The organism is Fundidesulfovibrio terrae (assembly GCF_022808915.1).
In the GTDB taxonomy this organism is placed as follows: domain Bacteria; phylum Desulfobacterota; class Desulfovibrionia; order Desulfovibrionales; family Desulfovibrionaceae; genus Fundidesulfovibrio; species Fundidesulfovibrio terrae.
Window position 1 is genome coordinate 237,077 of record NZ_JAKZFS010000004.1, and the last position, 25,414, is coordinate 262,490.

The 25,414-nt window shown below is 66.1% G+C and carries 19 protein-coding genes; 10 read left to right on the forward strand and 9 right to left on the reverse strand.

Annotated features, from left to right (window positions below; translation table 11 throughout):
- Window positions 1-35: 35 nt before the first annotated feature.
- Window positions 36-878 carry a zinc dependent phospholipase C family protein gene (locus ML540_RS13945; protein ID WP_243362172.1) on the forward strand — a complete coding sequence of 281 codons (843 nt, stop codon included), beginning with the start codon at window positions 36-38 and terminating at the stop codon, window positions 876-878.
- Window positions 879-1,123: 245 nt separating this feature from the next.
- On the opposite strand, the gene ML540_RS13950 is transcribed toward ML540_RS13945, so the two are convergent.
- The 4 genes from ML540_RS13950 to ML540_RS13965 form a co-directional block, all read right to left on the reverse strand.
- Window positions 1,124-2,143: a transglutaminase-like domain-containing protein gene (locus tag ML540_RS13950; protein ID WP_243362174.1), complete on the reverse strand. Its 1,020-nt coding sequence runs from the start codon at window positions 2,141-2,143 to the stop codon at window positions 1,124-1,126.
- Window positions 2,144-2,416: 273 nt separating this feature from the next.
- Complete coding sequence (pstA, locus tag ML540_RS13955; protein WP_243362176.1) at window positions 2,417-3,286, reverse strand: phosphate ABC transporter permease PstA; 870 nt, start codon at window positions 3,284-3,286, stop codon at window positions 2,417-2,419.
- Window positions 3,287-3,298: 12 nt separating this feature from the next.
- Window positions 3,299-4,192 carry a phosphate ABC transporter permease subunit PstC gene (gene pstC / locus ML540_RS13960; protein WP_243362178.1) on the reverse strand — a complete coding sequence of 298 codons (894 nt, stop codon included), beginning with the start codon at window positions 4,190-4,192 and terminating at the stop codon, window positions 3,299-3,301.
- A 56-nt stretch (window positions 4,193-4,248) separates the two neighbouring features.
- Entirely contained in the window at window positions 4,249-5,061 is an 813-nt protein-coding gene (locus tag ML540_RS13965; RefSeq protein WP_243362186.1) for a PstS family phosphate ABC transporter substrate-binding protein, read from the reverse strand.
- A gap of 327 nt (window positions 5,062-5,388) precedes the next feature.
- Between ML540_RS13965 and ML540_RS13970 the strand changes: the two genes are divergently transcribed.
- The 3 genes from ML540_RS13970 (at window position 5,389) to ML540_RS13980 (ending at window position 10,333) form a co-directional block, all read left to right on the forward strand.
- Window positions 5,389-5,847: a hypothetical protein gene (locus tag ML540_RS13970; RefSeq protein ID WP_243362188.1), complete on the forward strand. Its 459-nt coding sequence runs from the start codon at window positions 5,389-5,391 to the stop codon at window positions 5,845-5,847.
- A gap of 378 nt (window positions 5,848-6,225) precedes the next feature.
- Complete coding sequence (locus tag ML540_RS13975) at window positions 6,226-8,247, forward strand: PAS domain-containing sensor histidine kinase (RefSeq protein WP_243362190.1); 2,022 nt, start codon at window positions 6,226-6,228, stop codon at window positions 8,245-8,247.
- Window positions 8,248-8,434: 187 nt separating this feature from the next.
- On the forward strand, window positions 8,435-10,333 hold the full coding sequence (locus tag ML540_RS13980; RefSeq protein ID WP_243362192.1) for a HAMP domain-containing methyl-accepting chemotaxis protein: 1,899 nt from the start codon (window positions 8,435-8,437) through the stop codon (window positions 10,331-10,333).
- Window positions 10,334-10,435: 102 nt separating this feature from the next.
- Here ML540_RS13980 and ML540_RS13985 read toward each other — a convergent pair whose 3' ends face one another.
- On the reverse strand, window positions 10,436-11,977 hold the full coding sequence (locus tag ML540_RS13985; RefSeq protein ID WP_243362194.1) for a YifB family Mg chelatase-like AAA ATPase: 1,542 nt from the start codon (window positions 11,975-11,977) through the stop codon (window positions 10,436-10,438).
- A gap of 243 nt (window positions 11,978-12,220) precedes the next feature.
- Between ML540_RS13985 and ML540_RS13990 the strand changes: the two genes are divergently transcribed.
- Window positions 12,221-12,868 carry a tetratricopeptide repeat protein gene (locus ML540_RS13990; protein ID WP_243362196.1) on the forward strand — a complete coding sequence of 216 codons (648 nt, stop codon included), beginning with the start codon at window positions 12,221-12,223 and terminating at the stop codon, window positions 12,866-12,868.
- 72 nt (window positions 12,869-12,940) lie between these two features.
- Here the strand turns inward: ML540_RS13990 and ML540_RS13995 are convergent, their stop codons facing one another.
- The 3 genes from ML540_RS13995 to lepA form a co-directional block, all read right to left on the reverse strand.
- Window positions 12,941-15,280 (reverse strand): methyl-accepting chemotaxis protein, encoded by a 2,340-nt coding sequence (locus tag ML540_RS13995; RefSeq protein WP_243362198.1) that lies wholly within the window; start codon window positions 15,278-15,280, stop codon window positions 12,941-12,943.
- 215 nt (window positions 15,281-15,495) lie between these two features.
- Window positions 15,496-16,095, reverse strand: coding sequence for a signal peptidase I (lepB, locus tag ML540_RS14000; RefSeq protein ID WP_243362208.1), 600 nt, complete (start codon window positions 16,093-16,095; stop codon window positions 15,496-15,498).
- Between the two features lie 120 nt (window positions 16,096-16,215).
- Window positions 16,216-18,018, reverse strand: a complete 1,803-nt coding sequence (lepA, locus tag ML540_RS14005) for a translation elongation factor 4 (protein WP_243362223.1) — start codon at window positions 18,016-18,018, stop codon at window positions 16,216-16,218.
- A gap of 184 nt (window positions 18,019-18,202) precedes the next feature.
- On the opposite strand from lepA, the gene ML540_RS14010 reads away from it, so the two are divergent.
- Genes ML540_RS14010 through ybgF form a run of 5 tightly spaced genes read left to right on the forward strand, consistent with a single transcriptional unit; the run spans window position 18,203 to window position 22,645 of the window.
- Complete coding sequence (locus ML540_RS14010; protein ID WP_243362225.1) at window positions 18,203-18,817, forward strand: rhodanese-like domain-containing protein; 615 nt, start codon at window positions 18,203-18,205, stop codon at window positions 18,815-18,817.
- 3 nt (window positions 18,818-18,820) lie between these two features.
- On the forward strand, window positions 18,821-19,465 hold the full coding sequence (locus ML540_RS14015) for a YeeE/YedE thiosulfate transporter family protein (RefSeq protein ID WP_243362227.1): 645 nt from the start codon (window positions 18,821-18,823) through the stop codon (window positions 19,463-19,465).
- Window positions 19,462-21,531 (forward strand): rhodanese-like domain-containing protein, encoded by a 2,070-nt coding sequence (locus ML540_RS14020; RefSeq protein ID WP_243362229.1) that lies wholly within the window; start codon window positions 19,462-19,464, stop codon window positions 21,529-21,531. Before ML540_RS14015 ends, ML540_RS14020 begins: the two co-directional genes overlap by 4 nt.
- Entirely contained in the window at window positions 21,528-21,833 is a 306-nt protein-coding gene (locus tag ML540_RS14025) for an MTH1187 family thiamine-binding protein (RefSeq protein ID WP_243362231.1), read from the forward strand. Before ML540_RS14020 ends, ML540_RS14025 begins: the two co-directional genes overlap by 4 nt.
- On the forward strand, window positions 21,830-22,645 hold the full coding sequence (gene ybgF, locus ML540_RS17975; RefSeq protein WP_243362240.1) for a tol-pal system protein YbgF: 816 nt from the start codon (window positions 21,830-21,832) through the stop codon (window positions 22,643-22,645). The genes ML540_RS14025 and ybgF overlap by 4 nt, the downstream gene beginning before the upstream one ends.
- 187 nt (window positions 22,646-22,832) lie before the next feature.
- On the opposite strand, the gene ML540_RS14035 is transcribed toward ybgF, so the two are convergent.
- On the reverse strand, window positions 22,833-25,364 hold the full coding sequence (locus tag ML540_RS14035) for a methyl-accepting chemotaxis protein (RefSeq protein ID WP_243362242.1): 2,532 nt from the start codon (window positions 25,362-25,364) through the stop codon (window positions 22,833-22,835).
- Window positions 25,365-25,414: the final 50 nt, after the last annotated feature.

The following is a 25,414-nucleotide window of genomic DNA, read 5'->3' on the forward strand; positions in this document are numbered from 1 at the left end:
CATCCCCGTCCGCAACCGGCGGTGGAGGCGTTGCCTTGGCGCTTCTTTTGGTTCTTTCGTTCTTCCTGGTGCTCCTCCTGCCCGGAGAAGCCCTGGCCTGGGGTCCCGGCGTCCATACCGCCGCGGCCCGCTTCGTGCTGGCCAACCTCGATCTGGTGCCGTCAGCGGTGGCCGCCCTTATCGCCCAGTTTCCCAACACCTACCTCTACGGCTGCCTGAGCGCCGACTTCTTCGTGGGCAAGGGCACCCGCCTGCGCCCCGGGCACAGCCACAACTGGGAGTCCGCCTTCCGGCTGGCCGCCGCCGCAGACACCCCCCAGCTCAAGGTCCACGCCCTGGGATACATGTCCCATCTGGGGGCCGACGTGGTGGCCCACAACTATTACGTGCCCGGCGTCATGGAACGCACCGCCCTGCCGCGCAACATCGCCCACATGTACGTGGAGATGCAGGCCGACTCGCGCCTCACCGGCGGCCACGGCCTCAAGGAGCGCCTGTCGCGCCTCTCGCAACGCATCCTGGACCGCAGCCTCGTCTCCGCGCTGGACAAGAACCCCTTCACCTACCTGTGCCGCAAGCGCGTGTTCCGTGGCAGCGTGCACCTGTGCCGTCTCCCGGGCTGGAACCGCTCCCTGCGCTTCGCCCAGAAGATGATGCCCCTGCCCGACGGCAGCCAGGCCCTGGACGACATGTTCGACCTTTCGCTGCGCGCCGTGCTCGACGTGCTTCGCTCGCCCGAATACAGCGTGCTCACGAAATTCGACCCCATCGGCAGCGTGAACCTGAAACACGTCAAGCGGCGTTGCACGCCCGACCTGGACGAACGGCTGGCCAGCCTGCCGGCGCTGCCGGTGATGCCGGTCAAGGACGTGGCGTAAGAGGAAGAGAAGAAGCCTCCGGCGGCCAAAGGGCTACGCCCTCTGGATACCCTTTTCGCTTCGCGTCGACCGATGCGGAGTTTGCTGAACGCAAATTAAGGCAGGAAGCGCGCAAAGCCGCGCTTCCTGCCTTAATTAATTAACTTACGCGCGAACCCCGTTGAGGGTCCAGGGGGATCATATCCCCCTGGTGGGGGGAAGTCGCAGCGCCCTGCCGGGGTCTGGGGCAAAGCCCCGGTCTTCTCCTAGTCGGCCTTGTAGCCCACGCTGAAGCTGAACGCCTTGGGGTCGAAGTAGTTCAGGGTTTCGCCGTCCACTTGGCCGAAGGGGTACATGAAGTAGTTCACCGGGCCGCCTTTCTGGGCGGGGTTGAACACCACGCCGCGCGAGCCGATGTTCAGGGTGATGCGCGTCAGGTCGTCGCCGCCCCAGAAGAACTCCCGGTAGCGTTCGGCTTCGGGGCTTTTGGCCTCCAGGTTCTTCACCAGCATCATCTTGCGCACGTCGGCGGGATCGGCGGGCACCCAGCCGGTGCCCGGCAGGTAGAACTCGGCCCAGCAGTGGTAGTCGCCGGTGATGTCGCCGGTCTTGGGGTCGGCCATGCGCAGCCCGAACACCTCGCGCGCGGGCACTCCGGCGGCCCTGGCCAGAGTGACGAACACGGTGCTGATGTCGGCGCATTTGCCGCCGCCCTTCATTTCGCACAGGGTGCGTCCGGGAATGCCCAGGCCGCAGCCCTGTACGGCGGGATCGCGGAAGGTGTTGTCCACGGTCCAGTCGTAGACGGCCCGCGCCTTGGAGAGGACGGTGCGCTTGCCCTTGACGATCTTGGCCGCCTGGTCGGCGTAGGCCTCGGAAGGCGTCCAGTCGTCGCTGGCGAGGTACTGGGCCTTGATGTCGGCGGGGATGGGCTCCTTGGAGTCCTTGAGGGGCGCGAGCTTGCGGAAATGGCTGTCCACATGGAAGCTCAGGGTGAGGGCGGGCTTGTCCTTCGCGTCGACGCGGCTCCAGGCGGCGTACAGGTAGTTGGCCCCGCTCTTGGGGTCGCGCAGCACCTGCACGGAGTCGTAGTTGCCCTTGAACGAGACGCCCGCGATGTCCTGGGTGTCGTTGGAGAACGGGTAGGGCAGCCAGACGTCGGCCTGTCTCGAGCCGGGCAGGACGCTCGGCGTCACGGTCATGGTGATGGTGCCGGACGCGGCCTGGGCGGCCTGGGCGGTGAACGCCAGGACCAGCAGGACGGGCAGGATGAACTTGTAGCGCATGAAAACCCCCTTGAGGAAATGCAGACTTCCATAGGCGGATTTTCAGGCGCCAACCAATCGTTTTTCGAAATCAGGCCCACCCTGCGGCATCAGGTGGCCTGATCGCGCTTCGTAGTCTCACTCACGAATCCCGCGACAATTCCGCAGGACAGCGGAATTGGACGCTGCGTAGCAGCGCCCGAAGGGCGAGGGCCAGGATGGCCCGAGTCAAGCAATTACCGGGTCCAGGGTGAGGCTTCTCCCCCTGGCCGCCGGAGGCATCTTACTCTTCTCTTATCTCTTCTTCTGCAGTCTCGCGCGCAGCACGATGGCCACGAGGTTCATCCCCAGCACCAGGGCGATGAGCACCAGGGCGGTGCCGTACTGCATGGGCCGGGTCTTTTCGATTTCGGTCCCGGCGGTGGCCAGCACGAAGATGTGGTAGGGCAGGGCCATGACGTCGGAGAAGATGGACGTGGGCAGTTTCGGGGCGAAGAACACGGCGGCGGTGAACATGATGGCCGCCGTTTCGCCTGCCGCGCGCGACAGGCCGAGGATGGCGCCGGTGAGCATGCCGGGCAGGGCGGCCGGGAGCACCACCAGCCGGATGGTCTGCCACTTGGTGGCCCCGAGGCCGAGGGAGGCTTCGCGGTAGGTGTTGGGCACGGACTTGAGGGCTTCTTCGGCGGTGCCGATGATGACCGGCAGGACGAGGATGGTCAGGGTGAGCACGCCCGAGATGACGCTCACGCCCAGGCCGAAGAAGGTCACGAAGAAAGCCAGCCCGAACAGTCCGAAGACCACGGAGGGCACGCCCGCCAGGTTGGCGATACCCAGGCGGATGACGCGCACGAGCTTTCCGGGCTTGGCGTATTCGTTGAGATAGATGGCGGCGCACACGCCCAGGGGGAAGGCCACCATCATGGAGCCCAGCGACAGGATGACGGTGCCGATGATGCAGGGCAGGATGCCGCCGGCGGTCATGGAGTCGCGGGGGGGCTGGGTGAGGAATTCCCAGGAAATGGCGGGCAGCCCGTTGTAGAAGAGGAACAGGCAGATGACGCCCAGGGCTGCGGCGTTGACCAGGGCCGCGCCCCTGAACACGTTCCACATGACGCTCTGCGCGCCCCGGCGCCGCTTGAGCAGCTTTTCGTCTATGCGCATGGCTCGGGGCTCCTAAAGCGTGGCCGCGCCGACCTGCTTGTGCTTCTCGGCTATGTGCTGTGCGATGATGTTGAAGACCAGGGTGAACAGGAACAGGATGATGCCGATGGCGAACAGGGCGTGGTAGTGGTCCGACCGGAAGGGGGCCTCGGCCATTTCGGCGGCGATGGACGAGGGCATGGGCCGGATGGCCGAAAAGATGGATGTCGGGACGATGGCCGCGCCGCCCGCCACCATGAGCACCACCATGGTCTCGCCGATGGCCCGGGACATGCCCAGGATGATGGCCGTGGACACGCCCGAGAGCGATGCGGGAACCACCACGCGGCGGATGGTCTCCCAGTGTGTCGCGCCCAGGGCCAGGGAGGCTTCCTTGAGTTCGCGGGGCACGGCGTAGATGGCGTCCTCGGACACGGAGCAGATGGTGGGCACGGACATGAAGGCCAGCATGAGACTGGCGTTGAAGAGGTTGAGTCCCGTGGCCAGGTCGAAGGTGTCCTGGAGGAAGGGGGCCACCACCACCATGCCGAAGAAGCCGATGACCACCGAGGGCAGGGCGGCCAGGAGCTCCACCAGCGGCTTGACCGCGCCCCGGGTGCGGGGGCCGGCGATTTCGGCCAGGTAGACGGCGGTCATGACGCCCAGCGGGATGGCGATGAGCGAGGAGAGCACCGTCACCGCGATGGAGGCCACGATCAGCGGGAAGATGCCGAACTCGGCCGGATCGGACGTGGGATACCAGAGGTTGCCGAAGAGGAAGTCCAGGACGTTCACATGCGTGAACAGCGGAAGGCCTTCCAGGAAAAGATAGATCATGATCAGCGCCAGGGACACGATGGACACCATGGCGGTGATCATGAAGAAATAGCGGATCAGGTCGTCTTTGAGCTTGCGGCTTACGGCCACGGCGTTCTCCAAAGGCGGCCCCCCTCTGGGCGAGAGGGGCCGCAAGGCGGTTGGATCTATTTCTTGACGGGGAAGTAGCCGACTTCCTTGATGATCTTCTGTCCGTTGGCGGCGTCCATGATGTAGTCCACGAATTTCTGGACAGGGGCGTCCAGCTTCTCGGGCACGATGATGAACAGCGGGCGGGCGACGGGGTAGGTCTTGTCGGCCACGGACTTCTCGCCGCCGGTCACGCCGTTGACCTGGAGGCCCTTCACGGAGTTGTTCACGTAGGCGATGCCGTCGTAGGCGATGGCGGCCTTGTTCTTGCTGACCACCTGGAGCACCGCGCCGGAGGAAGCCTGCAGCAGGGCGGCGGGGGTCACTCTCTGGCCTTTCATGATCAGTTCGTTCCAGGCTTCGTAGGTGCCGGAGGAGGAGTCGCGGGAGATGATCACGATTTCCTTGTCCTCGCCGCCCACTTCCTTCCAGTTCTTGATCTTGCCGGCGTAGATGCCCTGCAGCTGCTCGGCGGTGAGGTTGGTGACGGGGTTGGCCGGGTTCACGATGGGCACGATGGCGTCCATGGCGATCTCCATGGGCTTCACCGGATGGCCTTTTTCCTTGGCGGTGGCCAGTTCCTTCTCGGTGATCTCACGCGAGGACATGGCCACGTTGGTGGTGCCGTCGATGATGGCCTTGATGCCGTTGCCGGAGCCGCCGCCGGACACGGTGATGTTCACGCCCGCGTTGGCCTTCATGTAGGCTTCGACGATTTTCTGCATGGCGGGCAGCACGGTGGTGGAGCCGTCGACGCGGATGCTGGTGTCGGCATGGGCCAGGCCGGCCATGAGCATAAGAGCAAAGAGAAACACATTGATTTTCTTCATCTTGTGTAGCCTCCAGAAAGGATTGTTTGTTGCCGGAGACGCTGGCCCGGCAGCATGCGGACCCTAGGAGTAACATATTACAGTTCTGTGACGGCCGCCAAGAGAATCTGTGACAACCTCACGCCCGGCCGACACCGGGCGATGCCCGGGCGGACGTAACCTTGAACCGCGCGGTGGCGTCTAGCGCGAGCCGCACCTTATCTCTTGCCATCGGCCGGGAGCGGGATTACTTCTTAAGCGTCACGTACGGTTTCCATGGACGGGAACCCGCGCCACGGCGCGTAGAGGCAAGGCCGCCTCAAAGGGCTGCAGCCCGGGAGCACGTCCATGGAAGCATCCGGCCAGATCAGGCAGGCTTCCCAAAATCAGGCGTTCGAGGCCGTAAAGGCTCGCGTCACCACGCGCGCCTTCGGCTTTCGCATCGGCGCGTTCGGGGTGGATTACACCTCGAAGAAGGTCGAGGTCGATCCCGACGATCAGGCCAGCCGTCGCAAGCAGGGCGGTTCCAAGGCCGACGGGGCCGGGTATTCGCCCGCCGGACTGCGCTCCGGGGCCGGGCGGGCCTCCTCGCCGGATGCTCCTTCCGCCGACGCCCAGGCGTCCTCCTCCGCTTTCGAAAACTCCGACGCCTATTCCTCCGCGAGCGATTTTGCCTCCGGCCAGACGGACGGCGCGGACCATCCCGATCCCGCCTGGCGCAGGGGCCTGGCCGCATACGCCAAGGCCCGGGACCTGCTGCTTTCCGACTCGTCCCGCTCTGGGCGCGTCAGCCTGGCCGTAGCCTGAGCGAACCTTCTGATCCGGGCTGATCCGGGGCAGGTAGGGAGCAGGCTTTTCGCGGCGTTCGGCGTGGCGGACGAAACATCATTATTTTTCTGTCCACTTCCTCCGGAAAGCCTTTTCCCCTTTTCACCCCGGCCCGAGGCTGCTAGGGTTTATGTAATCGTGGCGGCCCCCTGGCCGGGCGCCATGGACCGGCCCCCCCGGTTGTGTTGTCACAAGGCCCTCTGCTCACGAGAAGTGAGAAGGAGGAGTTCCGTTATGGACGTCCCGAAAATTCGTCTGCTCAAGGCGGCGGGTAGCCGCGTGGAAAACGGTCCGGCCTGCGTCGACTCCCCGCGGCGCAAGCGCTGCGGGACCTCCGCATAAACCGCGCGGCGAACCATGTCCGGCGCGTCCCTGCAGGCTTCGGTTCTCGGCCAGCTCCTGCTCGTTCCGAGCTTGGCCAACGCCCTCCCCGATGAGACCTCCCTTTTCGCCTTCGTCTGCGAGAAACTGAAGGACATCCCCGGCGTGAAGGAAGTCCTGATCGTGCCCGATGGAGCCGGAGACGCATACGGGGCCGAGCCCGAGAGCGAGCTGCTTGCTTTGCGCGACGGGAAAGTCCAGTGGGGGAGGCTCCTCTTCAGACTGTCCGATCCGGCCGCATTTTCCCCCTACCGGGCGTATCTCGAGAGCCTCTGCCAGGTGCTGGCCGTGATGCTGGAGGCGCGCGCGCAGCGCTGGCGGATGGAGGCGCGCGAAGCCTGGCTGGAGGAGCGCATCCAGGTGCGCAACCTCCAGCTCACCGAGCAGGCCGCAGCGCGCAGGCAGACCGAAAAGGCGTTGGGCGAGAGCCGGATGATGTTGGAATACATCCTGGACGCCGTGCCCCAGTCCATTTTCTGGAAGGACCGCGATAGCGTCTACCTAGGCTGCAACCAGGCGTTCGCCAGCGCGGCTGGCGTGGAGCATCCGGCCGCCATCACGGGCATGACCGACTACGATCTCCCCTGGCTCCGGGAGGAGTCCGACGCCTACCGCCGCGACGACAAGGAGGTCATGGAGCACAACCGGCCCAAATTGCACATCGTCGAGCAGCAACTGCCCGCCGATGGCGAGCGCCGATGGGTGGAGACCAGCAAGATCCCGCTGGTGGACGAAAAAGGGGAGGTCATGGGCGTGCTCGGCATCTACTCGGACATCACCGAGCGCAAGCTGGCCGAGGAAGCCCTGCGGGAGAGCGAGGCCAAGTACCGCAGACTCCACGAGAGCATCATGGACGGGTACGCCCGGGTCACCATGGACGGGAGCATCATGGAGAGCAACCCTTCGTTCCAGGTCATGACCGGCTACGGGGCCGAGGAGCTCGGGCATCTGACCTACAAGGACCTGACGCCCGAGAAATGGCACGCGTTCGAGGGCGATATCCTGAGCAAGCAAGTGCTCGTCCGGGGGTATTCCGAGGTCTACGAGAAGGAGTACCGGCGCCGCGACGGAACGATCATCCCGGTGGAGCTCAGGACCTACCTGGTCCGGGGGGCCGATGGGGAACCCGAGGGCATGTGGTCCGTGGTGCGCGACGTCACCGAACGCAAACACATGCTGGATGCGATGATCCAGAACGAAAAAATGATGAGCGTGGGCGGCCTGGCCGCGGGCATGGCCCACGAGATCAACAATCCCCTCTCCGGCATCATCCAGGGGACGCAGGTGGTGATCAACCGTTTGAATGTCGACACCCGGGGCAACCTCGAGGCTGCCCGGGAATGCGGCATCGATCCGGAAAGCCTGCGGAGTTACCTGCACAAGCGCGAAATCCCGGAAATGGTCGAATCCATCCGGGAATCCGCCGTCCGGGCGGCCCGGATCGTGGCCAACATGCTGGAGTTCAGCCGAAAGAGCGACTCCGCCAAGATCCCCGTGGACCTGAATGCGCTTCTGGACAAGTCCGTGGAACTCAGCTCCACCGATTACGACCTCAAGAAAAAGTTCGATTTCCGGCGCATCGTCATCCATCGGGAGTATGACCCGAATCTGCCCCAGGTGCCCTGTTCGGCGTTGCAGATCCAGCAGGTGTTCCTGAACCTGCTGCGCAACGCCGCCCAGGCCATGGAAGGCCGGAGTCCGGAAGCCCCGCCCCCTGCCATCACCCTGCGCACCAAGCTGGAGGGAGACAAGGTCCGCATCGAGGTGGAGGACAACGGCTCGGGGCTGGACGACTGCACCCGCCGCAAGATATTCGAGCCCTTCTTCACCACGAAATCCGTGGGGCGAGGCACCGGGCTCGGCCTGTCCATCTCCTACTTCATCATCGTCAACAACCACCGCGGCAGCATCGAGGTGGAATCCTGCCCGGGCTTGGGCAGCCGCTTCGTGGTCAAGCTGCCGCTGGGAACCTCCGCGAGCCCTCGGACCTGCTCCTAGCGCCGCTTCCGCCGGGGAATCTCCACGAGCCGGAACGGCTTCGGGGCAACGTGCGCCGGATTTTCGTCCCGAGCCGCTTTCGGGCTTTTCATTTCTATCAGGTTGTCATACCTGCAAGGTCCGGTCTGGCCGGATGCTTCGTTTTCGCCAGTCGTCCGTCACATCTGTATTCGTGAGGGAATTATACATGAAAAACGCTCGGTTGGGTGTCAAAATCGGGGCTGGTTTCGCGGTGCTCATCCTGTTGTCCCTGGCCGTGTCCGCCACCGGCTGGTTCGGCCTCGGGGCCGTGACCGACAGGGCCGGGAAGGCCGAATCGGTGGGGCGCATCTACGCCGACATCCTGCTCGCCCGCATAGACGCCCTGAACATCATGTTCGCGGGGGGCGAGAAGCGCGGCGACGCGTTCAAGGCCAAGCTCGAATCCGCCCGGGCGCAGTCTTCCGCGCTCAAGGAATCCTTCCGGGACTCCTGGAACAGGGACAAGCTGGACGCGATCACCGGGGCGGTGAAAGCCTACGAGGCCGATTTCGGGAAATTCGGGGAGGCCAAGGACTTCAAGATGGCGGCGGTCAAGATCATGGCCGCGGCCGCGGCGGACCTGCAACAGGCCGCCGACAGCCTGGAAAAGAGCCTGGACGCCGCCCAGGGCCGGGTCCTGGCCGGAGGGGACCAGGCGCAGCTCGCGCGGCAGTTCGAGATGCAGCGCAAGCTGGGCTCCGTGACCCGGGCGTTTCTGGGATCTCGCATCGAGGTGCTGTATTTCCTGTGGCAGGGGGATGCGGGCCGCGCCCGGAACGCCATGACGCAGCTCGCTTCCGTGGAGCAGGCGTGCCGCGAGCTGGCGGGAGTGGCCGCCTCGGGCGAGGACAAGGCCATGCTGGCCGGGATAGCCGCCAAGGCCGTGGCCTACCGCGACAGGATCGGGGACCTGCTCGCCGCCACCCAGGCGCAGCAGGAGGCCGTGGGCCGGATGACCACGCGCGCCGCGGAGGTCAGCCAGGTCACGCAGGAATCCCTTGAGTTCCAGCAGAAGAAGATGGTTTCGGACGCCTCCGCCGTGAATGCGGTCAACATGGCTGTGGCCGTGGCCGCGGCTGTGTTCGGGGCGGTGGTGGCCGTGCTGCTCACCCGGTCCATCACCGGCCCGGTCACCAAGGGCGTGGACTTCGCCCGCAACATGTCCGGGGGCGACTTCACTACCTTGCTGAACATCCACCAGAGGGACGAGATCGGCGTGCTGGCGCAATCGCTCAACGCCATGGTCTCCAGGCTGCGGGAGGTCGTGGCCGAGGTGCAATCCGCCTGCGAGAACGTGGCCGCCGGGAGCGAGGAGCTCTCCAGCACCGCCCAGACCCTCTCCCAGGGAGCCTCGGAGCAGGCCGCCTCGGTGGAGGAGGTTTCTTCCACCGTGGAGCAGATATCCGCCGCCATCAAGCGCAGCGCGGACAACTCGGCCCAGACCGAGGCCATCGCCGCCAAGGCCGCCGAGGAGGCGGAGCTGGGCGGCAGGACCGTGGCTCAGACCGTGGCGGCCATGAAGCAGATTGCCGAAAAGATCAACATCATCGAGGAGATCGCTCGCCAGACCAACCTGCTGGCCCTGAACGCGGCCATCGAGGCCGCCCGGGCTGGGCAGCACGGCAAGGGGTTCGCCGTGGTGGCGGCCGAGGTCAGGAAGCTGGCCGAGCGCTCAGGCAACGCCGCCGCCGAGATCGCCACCCTGTCCATCGAATCCGTGGCCGTGGCGGAACAGGCCGGGGAAATGCTCGGCGCCATGGTTCCGGACATCAGAAGGACGTCCGTGCTGGTGCAGGAGATCGCCTCCTCGGCCAGGGAGCAGAACACCGGCGCGCAGCAGATCAGCCAGGCCATCAACCAGCTGAACCATGTGGTGCAGTCGAGCGCGGCCGCCGCCGAGGAGATCGCCTCCACCGCCGAGGAGCTCGCCAGCCAGGCCGAGCACCTGCAGCACGCGATCTCGTTCTTCCATGTGGGAGCGCAGGGGGGGCGTGCCGGCGCGGGCGTGGCGAAGAGGGCCAGGGCCCTGGCGGTGCGGCGAGCGCCGGCGGCCATCGGGGCGTGACGGAGGGGCCGGCGGTTTCGATATCGGACAGTTGCCGGTCACGCGGGCGCATTGGACGCAACAACGCCGTTGCGCATCGGCTGCAATCAAGGTTGACCGGCGCTAGAGTCCGCCCCCAGCCCTGTCCAAATTCCGGTAATTGATGGCCTCCGCCAGGTGCTCCACCCGGATGGACTTCTCGTGGTCCAGGTCGGCGATGGTGCGCGAGAGCCTGAGAATGCGGGTATGCGCCCGGGCGGACAGCCCCAGGCGCGAGTTGGCCATCTCCATGAAGCGGTGGCAGTCCTCCCCGATGGGGCAGAAGGTCGTAAGGGCCTTGCCCGAGAGCTGGCTGTTGGTGCGTATCTTCGTGCCCGCGAAGCGCGTGGTCTGCACCTCCCTGGCCGCCAGCACCCTCGCCCGCATAATGGCCGAATCCACCCGCCCCGATTCGGCCTTCAGGTCCTTGTAGGGCACGGCCGGGACCTCCACCTGCAAATCGATGCGATCAAGCAACGGCCCCGACAGCTTGCTCAGATACCCCCGCACCTTGACCCCCGTGCAGGTGCAGTCGTGGCGTTCGTCCCCCCGGAAGCCGCAGGGGCACGGGTTCATGGCCGCCACCAGCATGAACTCGGCCGGATAGGTCAGGCTCATGGCCGCCCGGGCGATAGTCACGCGGCCGTCCTCAATGGGCTGGCGCAGCACCTCCAGCACGCTCTTCTTGAATTCCGGCAGCTCGTCCAGGAAAAGCACCCCGCGATGGGCCATGGACACCTCGCCGGGCCTGGGCACGCCTCCTCCCCCGATGAGCCCCGCGTCGGAGATGGTGTGGTGCGGCGAGCGGAAGGGGCGCACGGTGATGAGAGACCCCCCGCGCGCGAGCTCCCCGGCCACGGAATAGACCCGTGTGACCTCCAGCGCCTCGTCGAAGGTGAGGGGAGGCAGCACGGTGGGAATCCGCTTCGCCAGCATGGTCTTGCCCGAGCCGGGAGGCCCCATGAAGAGCAGGTTGTGCCCACCTGCGGCCGCAATCTCGATGGCCCGCTTGGCGTGCTCCTGGCCCTTCACCTCGGCGAAATCCAACGGGAACGGCCCGTCATCCGGCTCGAGCGCGGCCTCGTCGAAGGCCGTGGGGGTAAGGGCTTCCTCGCCGGTGAGGAAGCGCACGGCCTGGTCCAGGGTGTCCACGGCGTAGACCGGCAGTTCCTTGACCACGCAAGCTTCCTGGGCGTTGGCGGCGGCCACCAAAAGCCCCCTGGCCCCGTCCTGGCGCGCCCGGATGGCCAGGGGCAGTACGCCGGACACGGGCTTGAGTTCGCCCGTCAGCGAGAGTTCGCCGGAGAAGAAATAGCCTGAGAGTGATTCTGTGGGGATGACCTCGGCGGCGGCGAGCAGCCCAAGGGCCAGGGGCAGGTCGTAGCCCGAGCCCTCCTTGCGCATGTCCGCGGGGGCGAGGTTCACGGTGATGCGCGAGGGCGGCAGGCGGAATCCCCGGTTCTTGAGGGCCGCGAACACCCGCTCCTTGCTTTCGCGCACCGCGCCCTCGGCCAGCCCCACCATGGTGAAGGAGGGCATGCCCTGGCGGGCCAGATCGGTTTCCAGGACCACGCCATGGGCCTCGACCCCGGCGAGCGCGGCGGTGAATGCGCGGGAAAGGGCCACGTGCTCCTCCAGGTATTGTGTGGGCAAAAAGACGATGCCCCCTGCAGGGTATCGCACAGGCCACCATATACGCTTTTCCGTGATGTTTATCCAGCTTTCCGGGGCGCGGGATCGATCTGGAGTGCGGCGCGCTTCCCGGCCGCGTGCCTGGGTGACGCGCGCCTGGCCGTGACGGCGCGGCTTGACCTTTTCCCAATTCGTCAAATAGACACGGCAGGAAATAGATAGGCCAGGAGGCTACGCTTGCCAAACGTCATTATCGCAGTGCTGTTCGTGCTCGCCTTGGCCGCCGGATGTGGGCGTCAGGACTCCCTTCCGGCAAATCAACGCCCCATGTACGGCGGGATCGAGAAGAGCGACGCCCAGAAGAAGGCGGACGCCGACCTGGTGGCCGGCATCAAGGCCAAGGGATTCACGCTCGAGCAGGGCTCGGAAAATGCCGTGAAATTCGGTTGGGAGGCGTTCCACAAGAAGGATCGCGACCTGGCCGTCGCGATGCAGCGCTTCAACCAGGCCTGGCTGCTCGACCCCGAAAACGGCGACGCCTACCACGGATTCGCCCTGGTTTCCTACGAGAAGGGAAGCCCCCCGGACGAAGTGGACAAGTATTTCCAGCTGGCCCTTTCCAAACAAAAGGTGGGCATAAACGCACACGTCGATTACGGCCGCTTCCTGTGGACCCAGAAAAAGTACCGGGAAAGCCTGGCCCAGCTCCAGAAGGCCTTGGAGATCGATCCCAAGGCCTGGAAGGCGCGCTCCCACATCTCCTTCGTCTATTACAAGATGGGAGACTACGCCTTGGCCTGCGAATGGGCGCAGAAAGCCAAGGAAAACAAGGACCCCCTTGAAAAGGGCTACCTTGAGGATATGTGCTCGAAAGCCGGGAAATAGCGGCCCGCGCGCAACCGAAAGGCCCGGCGTGGACCGGGCCTTTCGGACCAATCGTGAACGGGAGCGGCCCAGCTACCTGGGCAGCGCCCGGGCGCCGCTCCTGGACGAGCTTCCCAGCGCCCGCGAGCCGCTCCTGGACGAGCCTCCCTCGGACTGCATCTCCTCGATCAGGCCTCTGAGCACCTGGGCCTGGTTGGCCAGTTCCACCACCGCCTGGGCAGACTGCTCCATGGCCTGGACGGTCTCCGAGGAGATCTGGTTGACCTCCTCCACGGAGCGGTTGATCTCCTCACTGGCGGCGGACTGCTCCTCGGAGGCGGTGGCAATGGCCCGCACCTGGTCCGAGGAGACCTCCACGATGGATACGATCTCCTTGAGGGACTCGCCTGACTTGTTGGCGAGGTTGGTGGCCTTGTCCACGGCCTTGGACGCGTCGTCCATGCTGGTGATGTTCGTGCGGGCCCCGTTTTGGATCTCCCGGATGGTGTTGCCCACCTCGTTGGTGGCGCTCATGGTCTTTTCGGCCAGCTTCCTGACCTCGTCGGCGACCACCGCGAACCCTCTCCCTGCGTCGCCGGCCCGGGCCGCCTCGATGGCCGCGTTCAGGGCCAGCAGGTTGGTCTGGTCGGCGATGTCGGAGATGACGTCGATGATCTGGCCGATGCCTTCAGCCTGGCGGCCCAGGGCGGACATGTTCTCCTTGAGGCGTTCAGCCTGGGTCTGCACGTCGCGGATGGCTTCCACCACCTGGCGGACGACGTCCGCGCCCTCCTGGGCCATCTTCTTGGCGTTGTCCGTGCCCTCCGAGGCATGGAGCGCGTTGCGGGCCACCTCCAGCACGGTGGAATTCATCTCGCTCATGGCCGTGGCCGCTTCCTCGGCGCGGCTTTTCTGAATGGTGGAGCCTCTGGCCGCCTGCTCGATCTGGCCGGAAAGCTGGTCCGAGGCGGACGTCAACCGCTCCACCACATCCACCAATTTGTTGGCTGCGGCCAGGATGCCCTCCCGCTGGGCCTGGTCGGCCTGCTTCCTGGCCTGCTCGGCCTCGGCCATGGCGTCGTTGGCCTTGCGGGCCTCTTCCTCGGCCTCTTGCCCCTTTTGCTCGGCCTGGTGGATCATCTTTTTCAGGTTCTCCACCATGGTCCGCAGGGCGTCGGCCAGCATGCCGATCTCGTCGGACTGGCGCACGTCCAGCACCTTGGTGAAGTCGCCCTCGGCAACGCTCCCGGCGAAGTCGGCCGACTTCCGGATGGGCCGCACGATGCCGCCGGAGAAGAACCACAGCAAGACCACCGCCGCCAGGGTCACCGCCGATCCCACGCCCGTCTGCCAACCCACCGCGCTGTCGGACTTGTCCTTCAGACCTTTCTCCAGGATGTTGGCGTCGGCCATGACCACGTCGGGCTTGACCCGGATGAGCACCGACCAGGGCTTTCCGGTCCGGCCCAGCTGGATGGGGGCGAAGGCCCTGACCATGCCGGTCACCTGGCCCAGGTCGGCCAGGGATTTACCCGCCTGGACGGTTTCCACGACCTCCTGCCAGTTGTCCGGCAGGAAGCTCTTGACGTGCTCGCCGATGAGCTTCGGATTGCCGCTGTGGGCCACGATGAGCCCCATGTTGCTGATGACCACCACTTCAGCCTGGCCGCCGTAGAGCTTCTGGGCCACTTCCTTGCTCAGGTCCTGGAGGAAGTTCAGGCGCAGGTCGGTGCCGGCCACCCCCAGGAACTTGCCGTCCACCACGATCGGCACCGAGAGGGTGGTCAGCCAGTCCTGCTTGCCCTGGACGATGTAGGGGAAGGGGTCGAGCACGCTCTCCTTGCCCGTCTCCCTGGGTCCCAGGTACCAGCCCCCCTTGCGCACCCCGTTGGGGTGCTTGTCCTGGCTTTCATACTCCACCAGGGCCTGCCGGGCGATGTTGCCCTTCTCGTCCCGGTTCCAGTAGGGGATGAAGCGGCCGGTGTCGTCGTAGCCGCCGGTCTTGTTTCCGGCGAAATCCTTGTCGCGCCCGTCGATGGCGTTCGGTTCCCAGGCGGAATAGGTGCCCAGGAACTTTGGGTTGTCCTTGAGCACGGCCAGGAGGATCTCGTTCAGGGTGTTGCGCAGGGTACCCTGCCCCGCGCCCCCGGCGGTGTCCCGTTCCTTTTTCAGGACCGAGAAACTCTTGGCCAAGGTCCGGGCGGTGTCCAGATTGGCCTGCAGCTCTCCCTGGATGAAGCCGGCCTGCTCGCTCGCGATGGCCAGCAACCCCAGCTCTGTGGTCTTGTTGATGAGCTTGGTGACGTTTTCCTTGGTGTACTCCTGCAGCCCCCTGGTCTGGAACAGGCTGAAAACGACCAGGACGGCGGAGGTGGCCATGAGGCAAACGGCGGCCATGACGGCGATGCGCGACTTGATGGATTTGAATTGCATGCTGGCGCTCCGATGGTTTTCCTCGATAACTATCTGCATCCAACCTTTCCAGGCGAGAGTCAAGAATTCTCGCTGAGGTTTGGCGAACCTTCAATCGTGCTCGCTTGCGCCATCGGCCGGAGCGGCGGTCTCTTCGTGTATTTACCGCGCCCCAGGACAAAAAAGCGCCCCGTCCTTTCGGACGGGGCGCTTTGGTTGCTCGTGTATGAACCGGGCTAGTGGATGATGTTGCCGACCCGGTTCCAGCGGATATCCGTGATTCCCGCCCAGGACCAGTAGATCACCCAGGCCTTGCCCCGGATGTACTCCCGCGGCACGAAGCCCCAGTAGCGCGAATCCTGCGAGTGGTCGCGGTTGTCGCCCATGACGAAGTACTGCCCCTCGGGCACGGTGATGGGGCCGTAGGTGGACTTGGTGCCGGGCACCATGTTGGCCTCCACCCGCTTGTAGGGCTCATCGACCTTCTGGCCGTTGCGGTAGAGCACGTTGTTCTTCAGCTCGATCACGTCGCCCGGGATGCCGATGATGCGCTTGATGTAGTCCAGGTCGCGGTTCTCGGGGTATTCGAACACGATGACGTCGCCGCGCTCGGGGTCGCCGGTCTTGACCAGGGTCTTGTCCGTGAAGGGCAGCTTCACGCCGTAGGCGAACTTGCTCACCAGCAGGTGGTCGCCCACCAGCAGGGTCTCGACCATGGATTCGGAGGGAATCTTGAAAGCCTGCACCACGAAGGAGCGGATGACGAGAGCCAGGATGAGCGCGACGGCCAGGGCTTCGACGTATTCCTTGAGCAACTTCTGCCAGCGAGGATTCATGCGGTGTCCTTTCTAAGAAGAGAGATGGGGGCTTAGCCCCCAAACCCCCGGCAGGGCGATGCCCTGCACCCGCCAGGGGGATCATCCCCCTGGACCCCGCGACGGGGCCTGCGGGGTTGGTTATTCGCCTGCTTTCAGGGCGGCCAGGAACGCTTCCTGGGGCAATTCCACGTTGCCCATGCGCTTCATGCGCCGCTTGCCCTCTTTCTGCTTCTCCAGGAGCTTGCGCTTGCGGGTGATGTCGCCGCCGTAGCACTTGGCGATGACGTCCTTGCGCAGGGGGGCCACCCGCTCGCGCGCGATGACCTTGGCCCCGATGGCCGCCTGGATGACCACCTCGAACATTTGTCGTGGAATGACCTTCTTCAGTTTCAAGGCAACGTCGCGTCCCAGGTAATAGGCCTTGTCGCGGTGCACGATCACGGCCAGGGCGTCCACGGGGTCGCCGTTCAGAAGGATGTCCAGCTTCACCAGGTCCGAGGCGCGGTAGTCGATGAGCTCGTAGTCGAGCGAGGCATAGCCGCGCGTACCGGATTTGAGCCGGTCGAAGAAGTCGTACACGATCTCGGCGAAGGGCAGCTCGTAGGTGATGATCACCCGCGTGGCCGTCAGGTAGCGGATGTCCTTCTGGATGCCGCGCTTCTCCTCGCAGAGCTTGAACACGTTGCCCACGTACTCGTTGGGCACGTGGATCTCCACCCGGGCGTAAGGCTCGTAGAGGGTGACCGTGTCCTGCTGCTTGGGCAGCTTGGAGGGGTTGTCGATGGAGATTGTGGTGCCATCCTGCTTCTCGACCTTGTAGACGACCGAGGGCGCGGTGGCGATGAGCTCCACCTGGAACTCGCGCTCCAGGCGCTCCTGCACGATCTCCATGTGCAGAAGCCCCAAAAAGCCGCAGCGGTAGCCGAAGCCCAGGGCCTGCGAGGTCTCGGGCTCGTAGGTGAGGGCGGCGTCGTTGAGCTGGAGCTTTTCCAGGGCGTTTTTCAGCTGCTCGTAGTCGTTGGCGTCCACGGGATAGAGCCCGCAGAACACCATGGGCTTGACTTCCTTGAAGCCGGGAAGGGGATCAGGCGTGGGGTTCTCGGCCAGGGTGATGGTGTCGCCCACCCGGGCCTCGTGCAGGTTCTTGATGGCTCCGCACAAAAAACCCACCTCGCCCGGCCCGAATTCGGTCATGTTCACCGGGCCCGGCGAGAACACGCCGAGCTTGGTCACCTCGAATTCAGCGCCCGTGGAGAACATCTTGGCCCGGCTGCCCACCTTGAGGGTGCCGTCCATGACCCGGAACAGGACCACCACGCCCTGGTAGGCGTCGTACCAGGAATCGAAGATGAGGGCCTTGAGCGGGGCGTCGGGGTCGCCCTTGGGGGCGGGCAGGCGGTCCACGATGGCTTCGAGGACCTTGTCCACGTTGAGCCCGGTCTTGGCGGACACGGAAACGGAATCCTTGGTGTCCAGCCCGATGGCTTCCTCGATCTCGGCCTTGACCCGCTCCGAATCGGCGGAGGGAAGGTCGATCTTGTTGAGCACTGGGATGATTTCCAGGTCGTTGTCCAGGGCCAGAAAGACGTTGGCCAGGGTCTGGGCCTCGACGCCCTGGGTGGCGTCCACCACCAGGAGCGCTCCCTCGCACGCGGCCAGGGAGCGCGAAACCTCGTAGGAGAAGTCCACGTGGCCCGGGGTGTCGATGAGGTTCAGCACGTAGTCGTTGCCGTCGTGCGCCTTGAAGGGGATGCGGACGGTCTGGGCCTTGATGGTGATGCCGCGTTCGCGCTCCAGGTCCATCTTGTCCAGGTATTGTTCCCGCATTTCCCGGGCGGTGATCACCTTGGTGACCTCCAGGATGCGGTCGGCCAGGGTGGACTTGCCGTGGTCGATGTGTGCGATGATGCTGAAATTGCGTATGCGCGAAGGGTCTACCATTTTTCACCTGCTGACGTGTGTGCAACAACGCCCTCTAAAAGATGGCGGGGGGAAGGTCAATGAGGCGTTTGGGGTCCAAGCCGCCTCGAACGCCGCCCGAATTGCCAAGCGCCTCAAGGTATTGAGATCGCGGGGTTGCAATAAATCGTCTTGGTGCTACCAAGTCGCTCAAGGAGACATGCCCATGAAACGCACGGCACCGCTCTTCCTGGCGGCGATCATCGCCGCCGGGGGGATTTTTGCGCCCCCGCCCGTCTCGCCCCTTTCGATGGCCCAGGCCAAGGAGCCGGTCCTGCCCAGGGCCGCCACCCCCGCCGAGACCGCCCAGCTGCTGGCCAAGCCGCCGGCTGGATTCGAAATCGTGGACATCCGGCCCCAGGCCGAATTCGCCGACTATGCCCTGCCCGGCAGCCTGAACCTGGACGCGGCCGCCGTCCTGGCCGACGAATCGTTTTTCACAGGAGCCGGTCCCCTGCTCATCGTGGACAAGGACGGCACCAGGGCCTTCGCCCTGGCCGGAGCGCTGGCCCAGAAGACCTCGCGCCCCCTGCTGGTGCTGCGGGGCGGCCTGGCCGCCTGGTGGGCCGAACGGGAAATGGGCGCGGTGGTCAAGGAAACCCCGCTGACCGGCGCGCCGTCCCCGGCTCCCGCCCCGGGCAAGGCCCCCGCATCACCCGGGGCTCCCAGTGCTCCCGGTTCCTCGGGCTCCCCGGCCCCGGGAACTCCCGCCGCTCCGGCAACGCCCGGTGCGCCCGCTCCGGCCCCGCAACCCCCGGCCTCCAAAAGCGCAGGATGCTAGACCATGAGTGACCATATCATTTCAGACGCCCCCCAGGAAGCGCCCGGCGAGGAGAACTCCGCGCCCGAGGGCGGCCGGGACGCCTCGGCGCAGGCCTCGGCCGCGTCCGGCTCCCCCTCGTCCGCACGGCCAGCCGTGCCGCAAGGCCCCGGCAAACCGCCCATGAACCCCTATCTGGCCGGGATGTTCCTGGGGCTCACCCTCTTGGCCTCCTACCTCATCCTGGGGGCCGGCCTGGGCGCGTCCGGCGGCTTCGCCCGCTTCGGAGCCTGGCTCGAACATCAGGTCCTCCCGGCCCACGTGGAGGCGGCCGCCTATTTCGGCCCCTGGTTCCCGGCTCCGCTCAGCTACTACTTGGTGTTCATGGTGGCGGGCGTGTTCGCGGGCGGGTTCCTCTCCGCCATATCCGGCGGAAGGCTCTCGTTCATGATCGAGCGCGGCCCCACGGCGTCCTCCTCCCGCAGGCTTCTTCTGGCGCTCATCGGCGGCTGCCTGGCTGGGTTCGCCTCGCGCCTGGCCCAGGGGTGCACCTCGGGCCAGGGGCTTAGCGGCGGGGCGATGCTCCTCACCGGGAGCTTCGTGTTCATGGGCTGCCTCTTCGCCACAGGCTACCTCACCGCCTGGGCCTTCAGGAGGCAGTGGAAATGATCGCCACCCTCTATTCCACCGGGCAGTTGAACGCCCCCATCGGTTTCATGGCCGCCCTGGCCCTGGGCTTCTGCTTCGGCCTGTGCCTGGAGAAGGCCGGATTCGGCAGCTCCAAGCGGCTCGCGGGCGTCTTCTACCTCACGGACATGTCCGTGGTGAAGGTGATGTTTTCAGCCATGGTCACTGCGGCCATCGGCCTTACGGCCGCCGAGCGCATGGGCGCGGTCAGCCTTGACGCCCTGTACCTCATGCCCACGATGCTTGGCGCGCACGCCATCGGCGGCGTGATCTTCGGCCTGGGCTTCGCCATGGGCGGCTGGTGCCCGGGTACGGCCGCCGTGGGCGTGGGTTCCGGACGCCTGGACGCCCTGGTGTTCCTGGCGGGCATCGTGCTCGGCTCCATCGGCTACAGCGAAGCCTACCCGTGGGTGGCTCCCTACGCCTCCATGGGCTCCAAAGGGGTGGTGTTCCTGCACCAGAGCCTGGACATCACCAAGGACCAGCTGCTGCTCGGCCTCACGGGCGCGGCCGTGGTCATGTTCTGGATATGCGAGGTGATCGAGCGCGGACCGGCCATCGCCCGGCCCGGCGTCAGCAGGATCTTCCTGGCCGGATTCAGCATGCTTTTGTGCGTGGCCGCCCTGGTGGCCCTGAACATGCCCAAGATCGATATGGCCCCGGGTGCAGCCACCATCGCCTCTCCGGGCGTCCCGGCCGCTCCCCAGGCCCCGGCGGCCTCGCCCGAGGCAGGCCTGCTGGCCGACGTGCAGACCGGCAAGGACCACGTGGAGCCCGAGGAGCTGGCCGCGCGGCTCATGGCGGGCGACGCCTCCATCACCCTGGTGGACATACGCTCCAAGGCCGAGTTCGACTCCTTCCACCTCAAGGGGGCGGTGAACGTCGTCGTGTCCCAGTTGCCTGAGGCCCTGGCCGCCAAGCGCGGGCAGGGGATCATCGTGCTCTACTCCAATGGGATGACCCACCCGGCCCAGGCCCGCGACGCCCTGGTCCGCATGGGCTTCCCCAACGTCTACATGCTCACCGACGGCCTGACCGGATTCTTCGAGAGGGTCCTCAAGCCCGCCTCCCTGCGCGACGAGCCCGCCTCGCCGGAAAAGGCCGCCGGTATCGCCGCCGCGCGCAAGTTCTTCCTGCCCGCCGAGTGGACCAAGCCAGCCGCCCCGGCCCTCCTCACGCCGCCGGGACAGCTGCCGGGCCTCGTGGACGCCGCCTGGCTGGCCGCCAATCTGGGCAAGCCCGGCCTTGCGGTCATCGACCTGCGCACGCAGCCGCAGTACAACTCCGGGCACATCCCCGGCAGCCTCTCCCTGCAGTTGGAAAGCCTGCGCGGCAACGTGGGCGGCGTGCCCTCGTCGCTCCTGCCCGCTCCCATGCTGGCCCAGCACCTGAGCCAGATGGGCGTCGGGCCGCGCGACCTGGTGGTGATCGTGGCGGGCGAATCCCCCCATGACGCCACCCTGGCCGCCGTGGCCCTGGAACGCGTCGGCCACATCCGCTACGCCGTGCTCTCCGGCGGCATGAAGGCGTGGACCGCCGCCAACCTTCCCAAGGACATGGCGCTTCCCAAGGTGACCCCCTCGCGCCACCCCGCGCCGGAATACGGCAACGCGCCCGACGCCTTCACCGTGAGCGGGGCCGAGGTCTTCGCCGCCATGACCGCCGGAAAGACGACCATCATCGACGTGCGCCCGGCAGAGTACTACACCGGGGCCAAGACCGACGAAGCCCGCGCCGGACATATCCCCAATGCCGTGAACCGGCCTTTCAGCGAGGACACGGCCAAGGGACCCGGCGACGCAACCGTCCTCAAGCCCGTGGCCGAGCTGGAAAAGGCCTACGCGGCCATCATCCCCTCCAAGGATTCGCCGGTCATCGTGCACTGCCGCACGGGACACCAAGCCTCCCAAACCTGGTGGATACTCACGCGCCTTTTGGGGTACACCAACGTCAAATACTACGACGCGGGCTGGACCGAATGGGCCGCCCGTCCGGAATGGCCGGTGGCCGCCTCGCCGCCGCCCCCGGACAAGGAGCAGAAGAAATGAGCGTCATCGCCGAACTCTCCATCTTTCCGCTGGGAGTGCAGGGCAGCCTCGCGCCCTACGTGGCCAAGGCCGTGCACCTGATCCGCGAATCCGGGCTGCCGCACCACCTGGGCCCCATGGGCACCTGCGTCGAGGGGGAATGGGACGAGGTCATGGCCGTGGTGGACCAGTGCTTCAAGGCCCTGGCCGTCGACCAGGAGCGGGTCTACATGACCCTCAAGGTGGACTGGCGCGCCGGACGCGAAAACGGCCTGCACTCCAAGACCGCATCCGTGGAGTCGCAGTTCTGGAGCGCCCGGTGAAACGCCCGGGCCTTCTCGCTGCGCCGGTTCCGGTCCTGGCTTTGGCGCTCGCCCTGGGTCTTTCGGGGTGCGCCGCGGAGCCCAAGCCCGTCGATCCCGGGCAGATGGCCCAGGCCAACATGCAGGCCGACCTGACCGCGCTCAAGTCGCGCAACCAGGAACTGCGCATGCGCCTGGAGGAGATCGAGTCCATCCTGGGCAAGCAGGGACGCGGCTTCACCCTGGAGGACGTCAACAAGCGCCTGGCGCAGCTCGAGGAGACCGTGTACCGCATGGCCGCCACCCTGGGGGTGGACGCAGGGACGCGCGCGCCCTCGCCGTCCGGAACGACCGCCGCTCCGGCCGGACAGTACCCCGGCGCGCCCTCCGGCACGCCCGGCTCCTACGGCGCAGACACGCCCCCGGCCGGACCCATCAGCATGGGGCCGGGCTCCACCGATCCGGCCGAGGCCATCTACAACATGGCCATGGAAGCCTACAACCAGCGCGACTACGACCGGGCCAACACCCTGTTCTCGGAGATGCTCAAGAGCTACCCCTCCTCGCGCCAGGCTCCGGGGGCGCTCTTCTGGCAGGCCGAGACCAACTACCAGCAGGGGGACTACGCCCGGGCCGCGCTTCTGTGCCAGGACCTCATCCAGAAATACCCCAGCAACCCCATGGCCGCGTCCGCCATGCTCAAGCAGGGACTGTGCTTCCGCAAGCTCGGCAAGCTCCAGGCGGCCAAGATACTGTTCCAGGACGTGGTGAAACGCTACCCCGGCGGCCCCGAGGCCAGAAGCGCCCAGGTGCAGTTGAAGGAGCTGCGGTAAGAGAGCAAAGGCAGGAGACGCGAGGAGGGGAAGATGCCTCCGGCGGCCAGGGGGATGATCCCCCTGGACCCTCAACGGGCTTCGCGTCGATCGACGCGAAGCCCGTTGAAAGTTTTTGAAGGAGAGTCCAGAGAGGAAACTTTTTTCAAAAAGTTTCCTCTCTGGCCGCCGGAGGCGTTTTTATCTTCTACATGACCAGCATCCGGCGCTGCGGATAGTGTCCCTGCCGCGATTCCAGCGCCGGGGCGCCGGCCGCGCGCAGTTCGGGCGCGCCCTGGTCGCCGCTGACCATGGAATCGATCAGTTCCCGCAGTTCGCTGGCCTGGGCGGCCAGGTAGGTGACGGCCTCGGCGGTGTCCACCATGCCGAGCGAGGTCTCCTGGGCGATCTCGTTCACTTCCGACACCGCGCCGTTGACCTGGTGGTGCGCGCTGGACTGTTCCTCGGCGGATGCGGCGATGCGCCGCACCTGGTCGGCGGTGGCGGAGGTGTAGTCCACGATGCGGGCCAGGGCGTCGCCGGAGCGTTTGACCAGGCTGTTGGCTTGGCTGATGGCCTCGAAGGATTTCTCGGTGCCGTCGATGTTGAGGCGGGTGACGCGCTGGATTTCGGCGATGCTCTGGGACACCTCGCGGGTGGCGTTCTGGGTCTTTTCGGCAAGCTTGCGCACCTCGTCGGCCACCACCGCGAAGCCTCGCCCGGCGTCGCCCGCGCGGGCGGCCTCGATGGCGGCGTTCAGGGCCAGCAGGTTGGTCTGGTCGGCGATGTCGTCGATGACGCCGATGATGCGTCCGATGGAGGTAGCCTTGTCGCCCAGGTCGTTCATGCTTTGTTGGTGTTCATTGGAGAGGCTGAAGACCTTGTCGATGGAATCGATGCAATGGGCGACGACCTGCGACCCTTCCCCGGCCTGGCCGCTTGCCGCGTCGGAGCTCCCGGCGGCCTCACCGGCCACCCGGGCCACCTCCACCAGGGCGGCGTTCATTTCATCCATGGCCCGGGATGTTTCGGCCAGGCGTGTGGTCTGGTGGTGGGCTCCTTCGCGGATGCTCTCCACCTGCCCGGAGAGTTCCTCGGCTCCCTGGGAGACGTGCATGGCGATCAGGTTGGCCTGTTCGGCCACCTGGGTGATCTTTTCGTTCTGGCGGCGGATGAGGGCTTCCTGGTCCTTGATCCCGGTCAGGTCGGTGAAGAGGGTGAAGGTGCCCAGGGGCACCGCGTCCAGGTCGTAAAGGGGGGCGCAGTCCTGGCGGACGAAGAAGGCCCAGCCGCGCGCCCCGCGCCCTTCGAGTTCCACGCCGCGCACGGGGTGCTTCTCCGCAAACGAGCGGCGGGGTGCGTCGGCCAGTGAGGGGGTGGCGGCGAAGAAGTCATCCACGTCCATGCCCGCGCATTCGGCCGGGGCAAGGTCCAGTTCCAGCAGTTCCAGCAGGGGGGCGTTGACGAAGGCCACCTTGCCCTCGGGGGAAGTGACCATGCAGGGCAAGGTCATGGCCTGGAGGATGCCCTGGGAGAAGCCGAGCTTGTTTTTTATCTCGCCCACCATGCGGGTGATGCCGCCGGAGAGCACGGCCATTTCGGCCTTGAAACGGCCGGTGAGTTCGGCCTGGAAGTCGCCCTTGGCGATGCGGTCCAGGAACAGGCGCAGGGAGTCGAAGGGCCTTACGATCTCGCGGCGAAGGAAGGCCACGGAGCAGGCCAGGATGATCGCGGCGGTGCACAGACCCAGGATGAGGCTCGCATTGGTGAGCCTGCGCACGGCGGCGAAAGCCTCGTCCTTGTCGATGACCGTGACCAGCGCCCAGGTGGCGTCCCCGGCCTTGACCGGGGTGTAGGCCGCGAGGACGGCTTTCCCGGCCACGTCGACGGTGATCTCGCTGCCGGTGTGGCCTTCCAGGGCCCGGGCCACGGCCGGGATGTCCATCCTGCCCCTGGCCGGGTCGGCGAAGGAGGCCGCCACGGAGTGGGTGTCCGGGTGGGAGGCGCTGTCCGTGCGCATGAGCCGGTCCGCGCCCGTGAGGAAGCTCTCGCCGGTTTCGTCCTTGCCGGAGCGCGAGGCCATGATGGAGGCCAGGTCCTCGGGGGCGATGCGCAGCAGGGCCACGCCGTCGATGCCTCCCACGTGGTTGTGCACGGGGCTGGCCACGAAGGCCGCCGGAGCGTTGCCCAGGGGCTGGTAGGGGGCGAAATCCTCGAACACGGTCCGGCCCTGCATGGCCTTGCGCCAGGACCTGGCCAGGCCGGAGTCCTTGAGGGGGCCCTTGTCCAGGTCCTCGCCCAGCTCCAGCCCCTTGCTTACGCTGAAGATGACCCGGCCGTACTCGTCCACCAGCAGGGCGTCCCGGTAGCCCAGCACCGAGACGAAGGGCTCGAAGGCTGGGGCCACGAACTGGACCATCTCCGCGAATTCGGGGTCGCTGACGTCGTTTCGCACGCCGGTGCTGGACTTGCCCATGAAGATGTCCCGCAGCATGCCGATGGCGTTGTAGACCTCCTTCACGGAGGCGTAGATGCGCACCTCGGCCAGCCATTTGTCCACCTGCTGGCGCAGGGCCTCGCGGCGCGAGTCGCGCACGGATTCGAGCTGGCCGAAGGCCTGCTGGGAAAGGCTGCCGGATGCCTGGCGGACGCTGTAGACACCCATGAACGCAAGGGGCAGGATGCCTATGGCCAGGCAGAAGATGACGAGTTTGGCGCGCAGGCTGAGCTGGATTTTCACGGGGGGACTCCTTGGAAGTTGCGCGCGCATCCTAGAAGCCCATGGTTGGG

Excerpts from the sequence above, each read along its gene's own strand:
- ML540_RS13950 (WP_243362174.1), bottom strand. The coding sequence starts at position 2,143 with ATGCGCTACAAGTTCATCCTGCCCGTCCTGCTGGTCCTGGCGTTCACC.
- pstA (WP_243362176.1), bottom strand. The coding sequence starts at position 3,286 with ATGCGCATAGACGAAAAGCTGCTCAAGCGGCGCCGGGGCGCGCAGAGC.
- ML540_RS13965 (WP_243362186.1), bottom strand. The coding sequence starts at position 5,061 with ATGAAGAAAATCAATGTGTTTCTCTTTGCTCTTATGCTCATGGCCGGC.
- ML540_RS13970 (WP_243362188.1), top strand. The coding sequence starts at position 5,389 with ATGGAAGCATCCGGCCAGATCAGGCAGGCTTCCCAAAATCAGGCGTTC.
- ML540_RS13975 (WP_243362190.1), top strand. The coding sequence starts at position 6,226 with ATGTCCGGCGCGTCCCTGCAGGCTTCGGTTCTCGGCCAGCTCCTGCTC.
- ML540_RS13980 (WP_243362192.1), top strand. The coding sequence starts at position 8,435 with ATGAAAAACGCTCGGTTGGGTGTCAAAATCGGGGCTGGTTTCGCGGTG.
- ML540_RS13995 (WP_243362198.1), bottom strand. The coding sequence starts at position 15,280 with ATGCAATTCAAATCCATCAAGTCGCGCATCGCCGTCATGGCCGCCGTT.
- lepB (WP_243362208.1), bottom strand. The coding sequence starts at position 16,095 with ATGAATCCTCGCTGGCAGAAGTTGCTCAAGGAATACGTCGAAGCCCTG.
- lepA (WP_243362223.1), bottom strand. The coding sequence starts at position 18,018 with ATGGTAGACCCTTCGCGCATACGCAATTTCAGCATCATCGCACACATC.
- ML540_RS14010 (WP_243362225.1), top strand. The coding sequence starts at position 18,203 with ATGAAACGCACGGCACCGCTCTTCCTGGCGGCGATCATCGCCGCCGGG.
- ML540_RS14015 (WP_243362227.1), top strand. The coding sequence starts at position 18,821 with ATGAGTGACCATATCATTTCAGACGCCCCCCAGGAAGCGCCCGGCGAG.
- ML540_RS14020 (WP_243362229.1), top strand. The coding sequence starts at position 19,462 with ATGATCGCCACCCTCTATTCCACCGGGCAGTTGAACGCCCCCATCGGT.
- ML540_RS14025 (WP_243362231.1), top strand. The coding sequence starts at position 21,528 with ATGAGCGTCATCGCCGAACTCTCCATCTTTCCGCTGGGAGTGCAGGGC.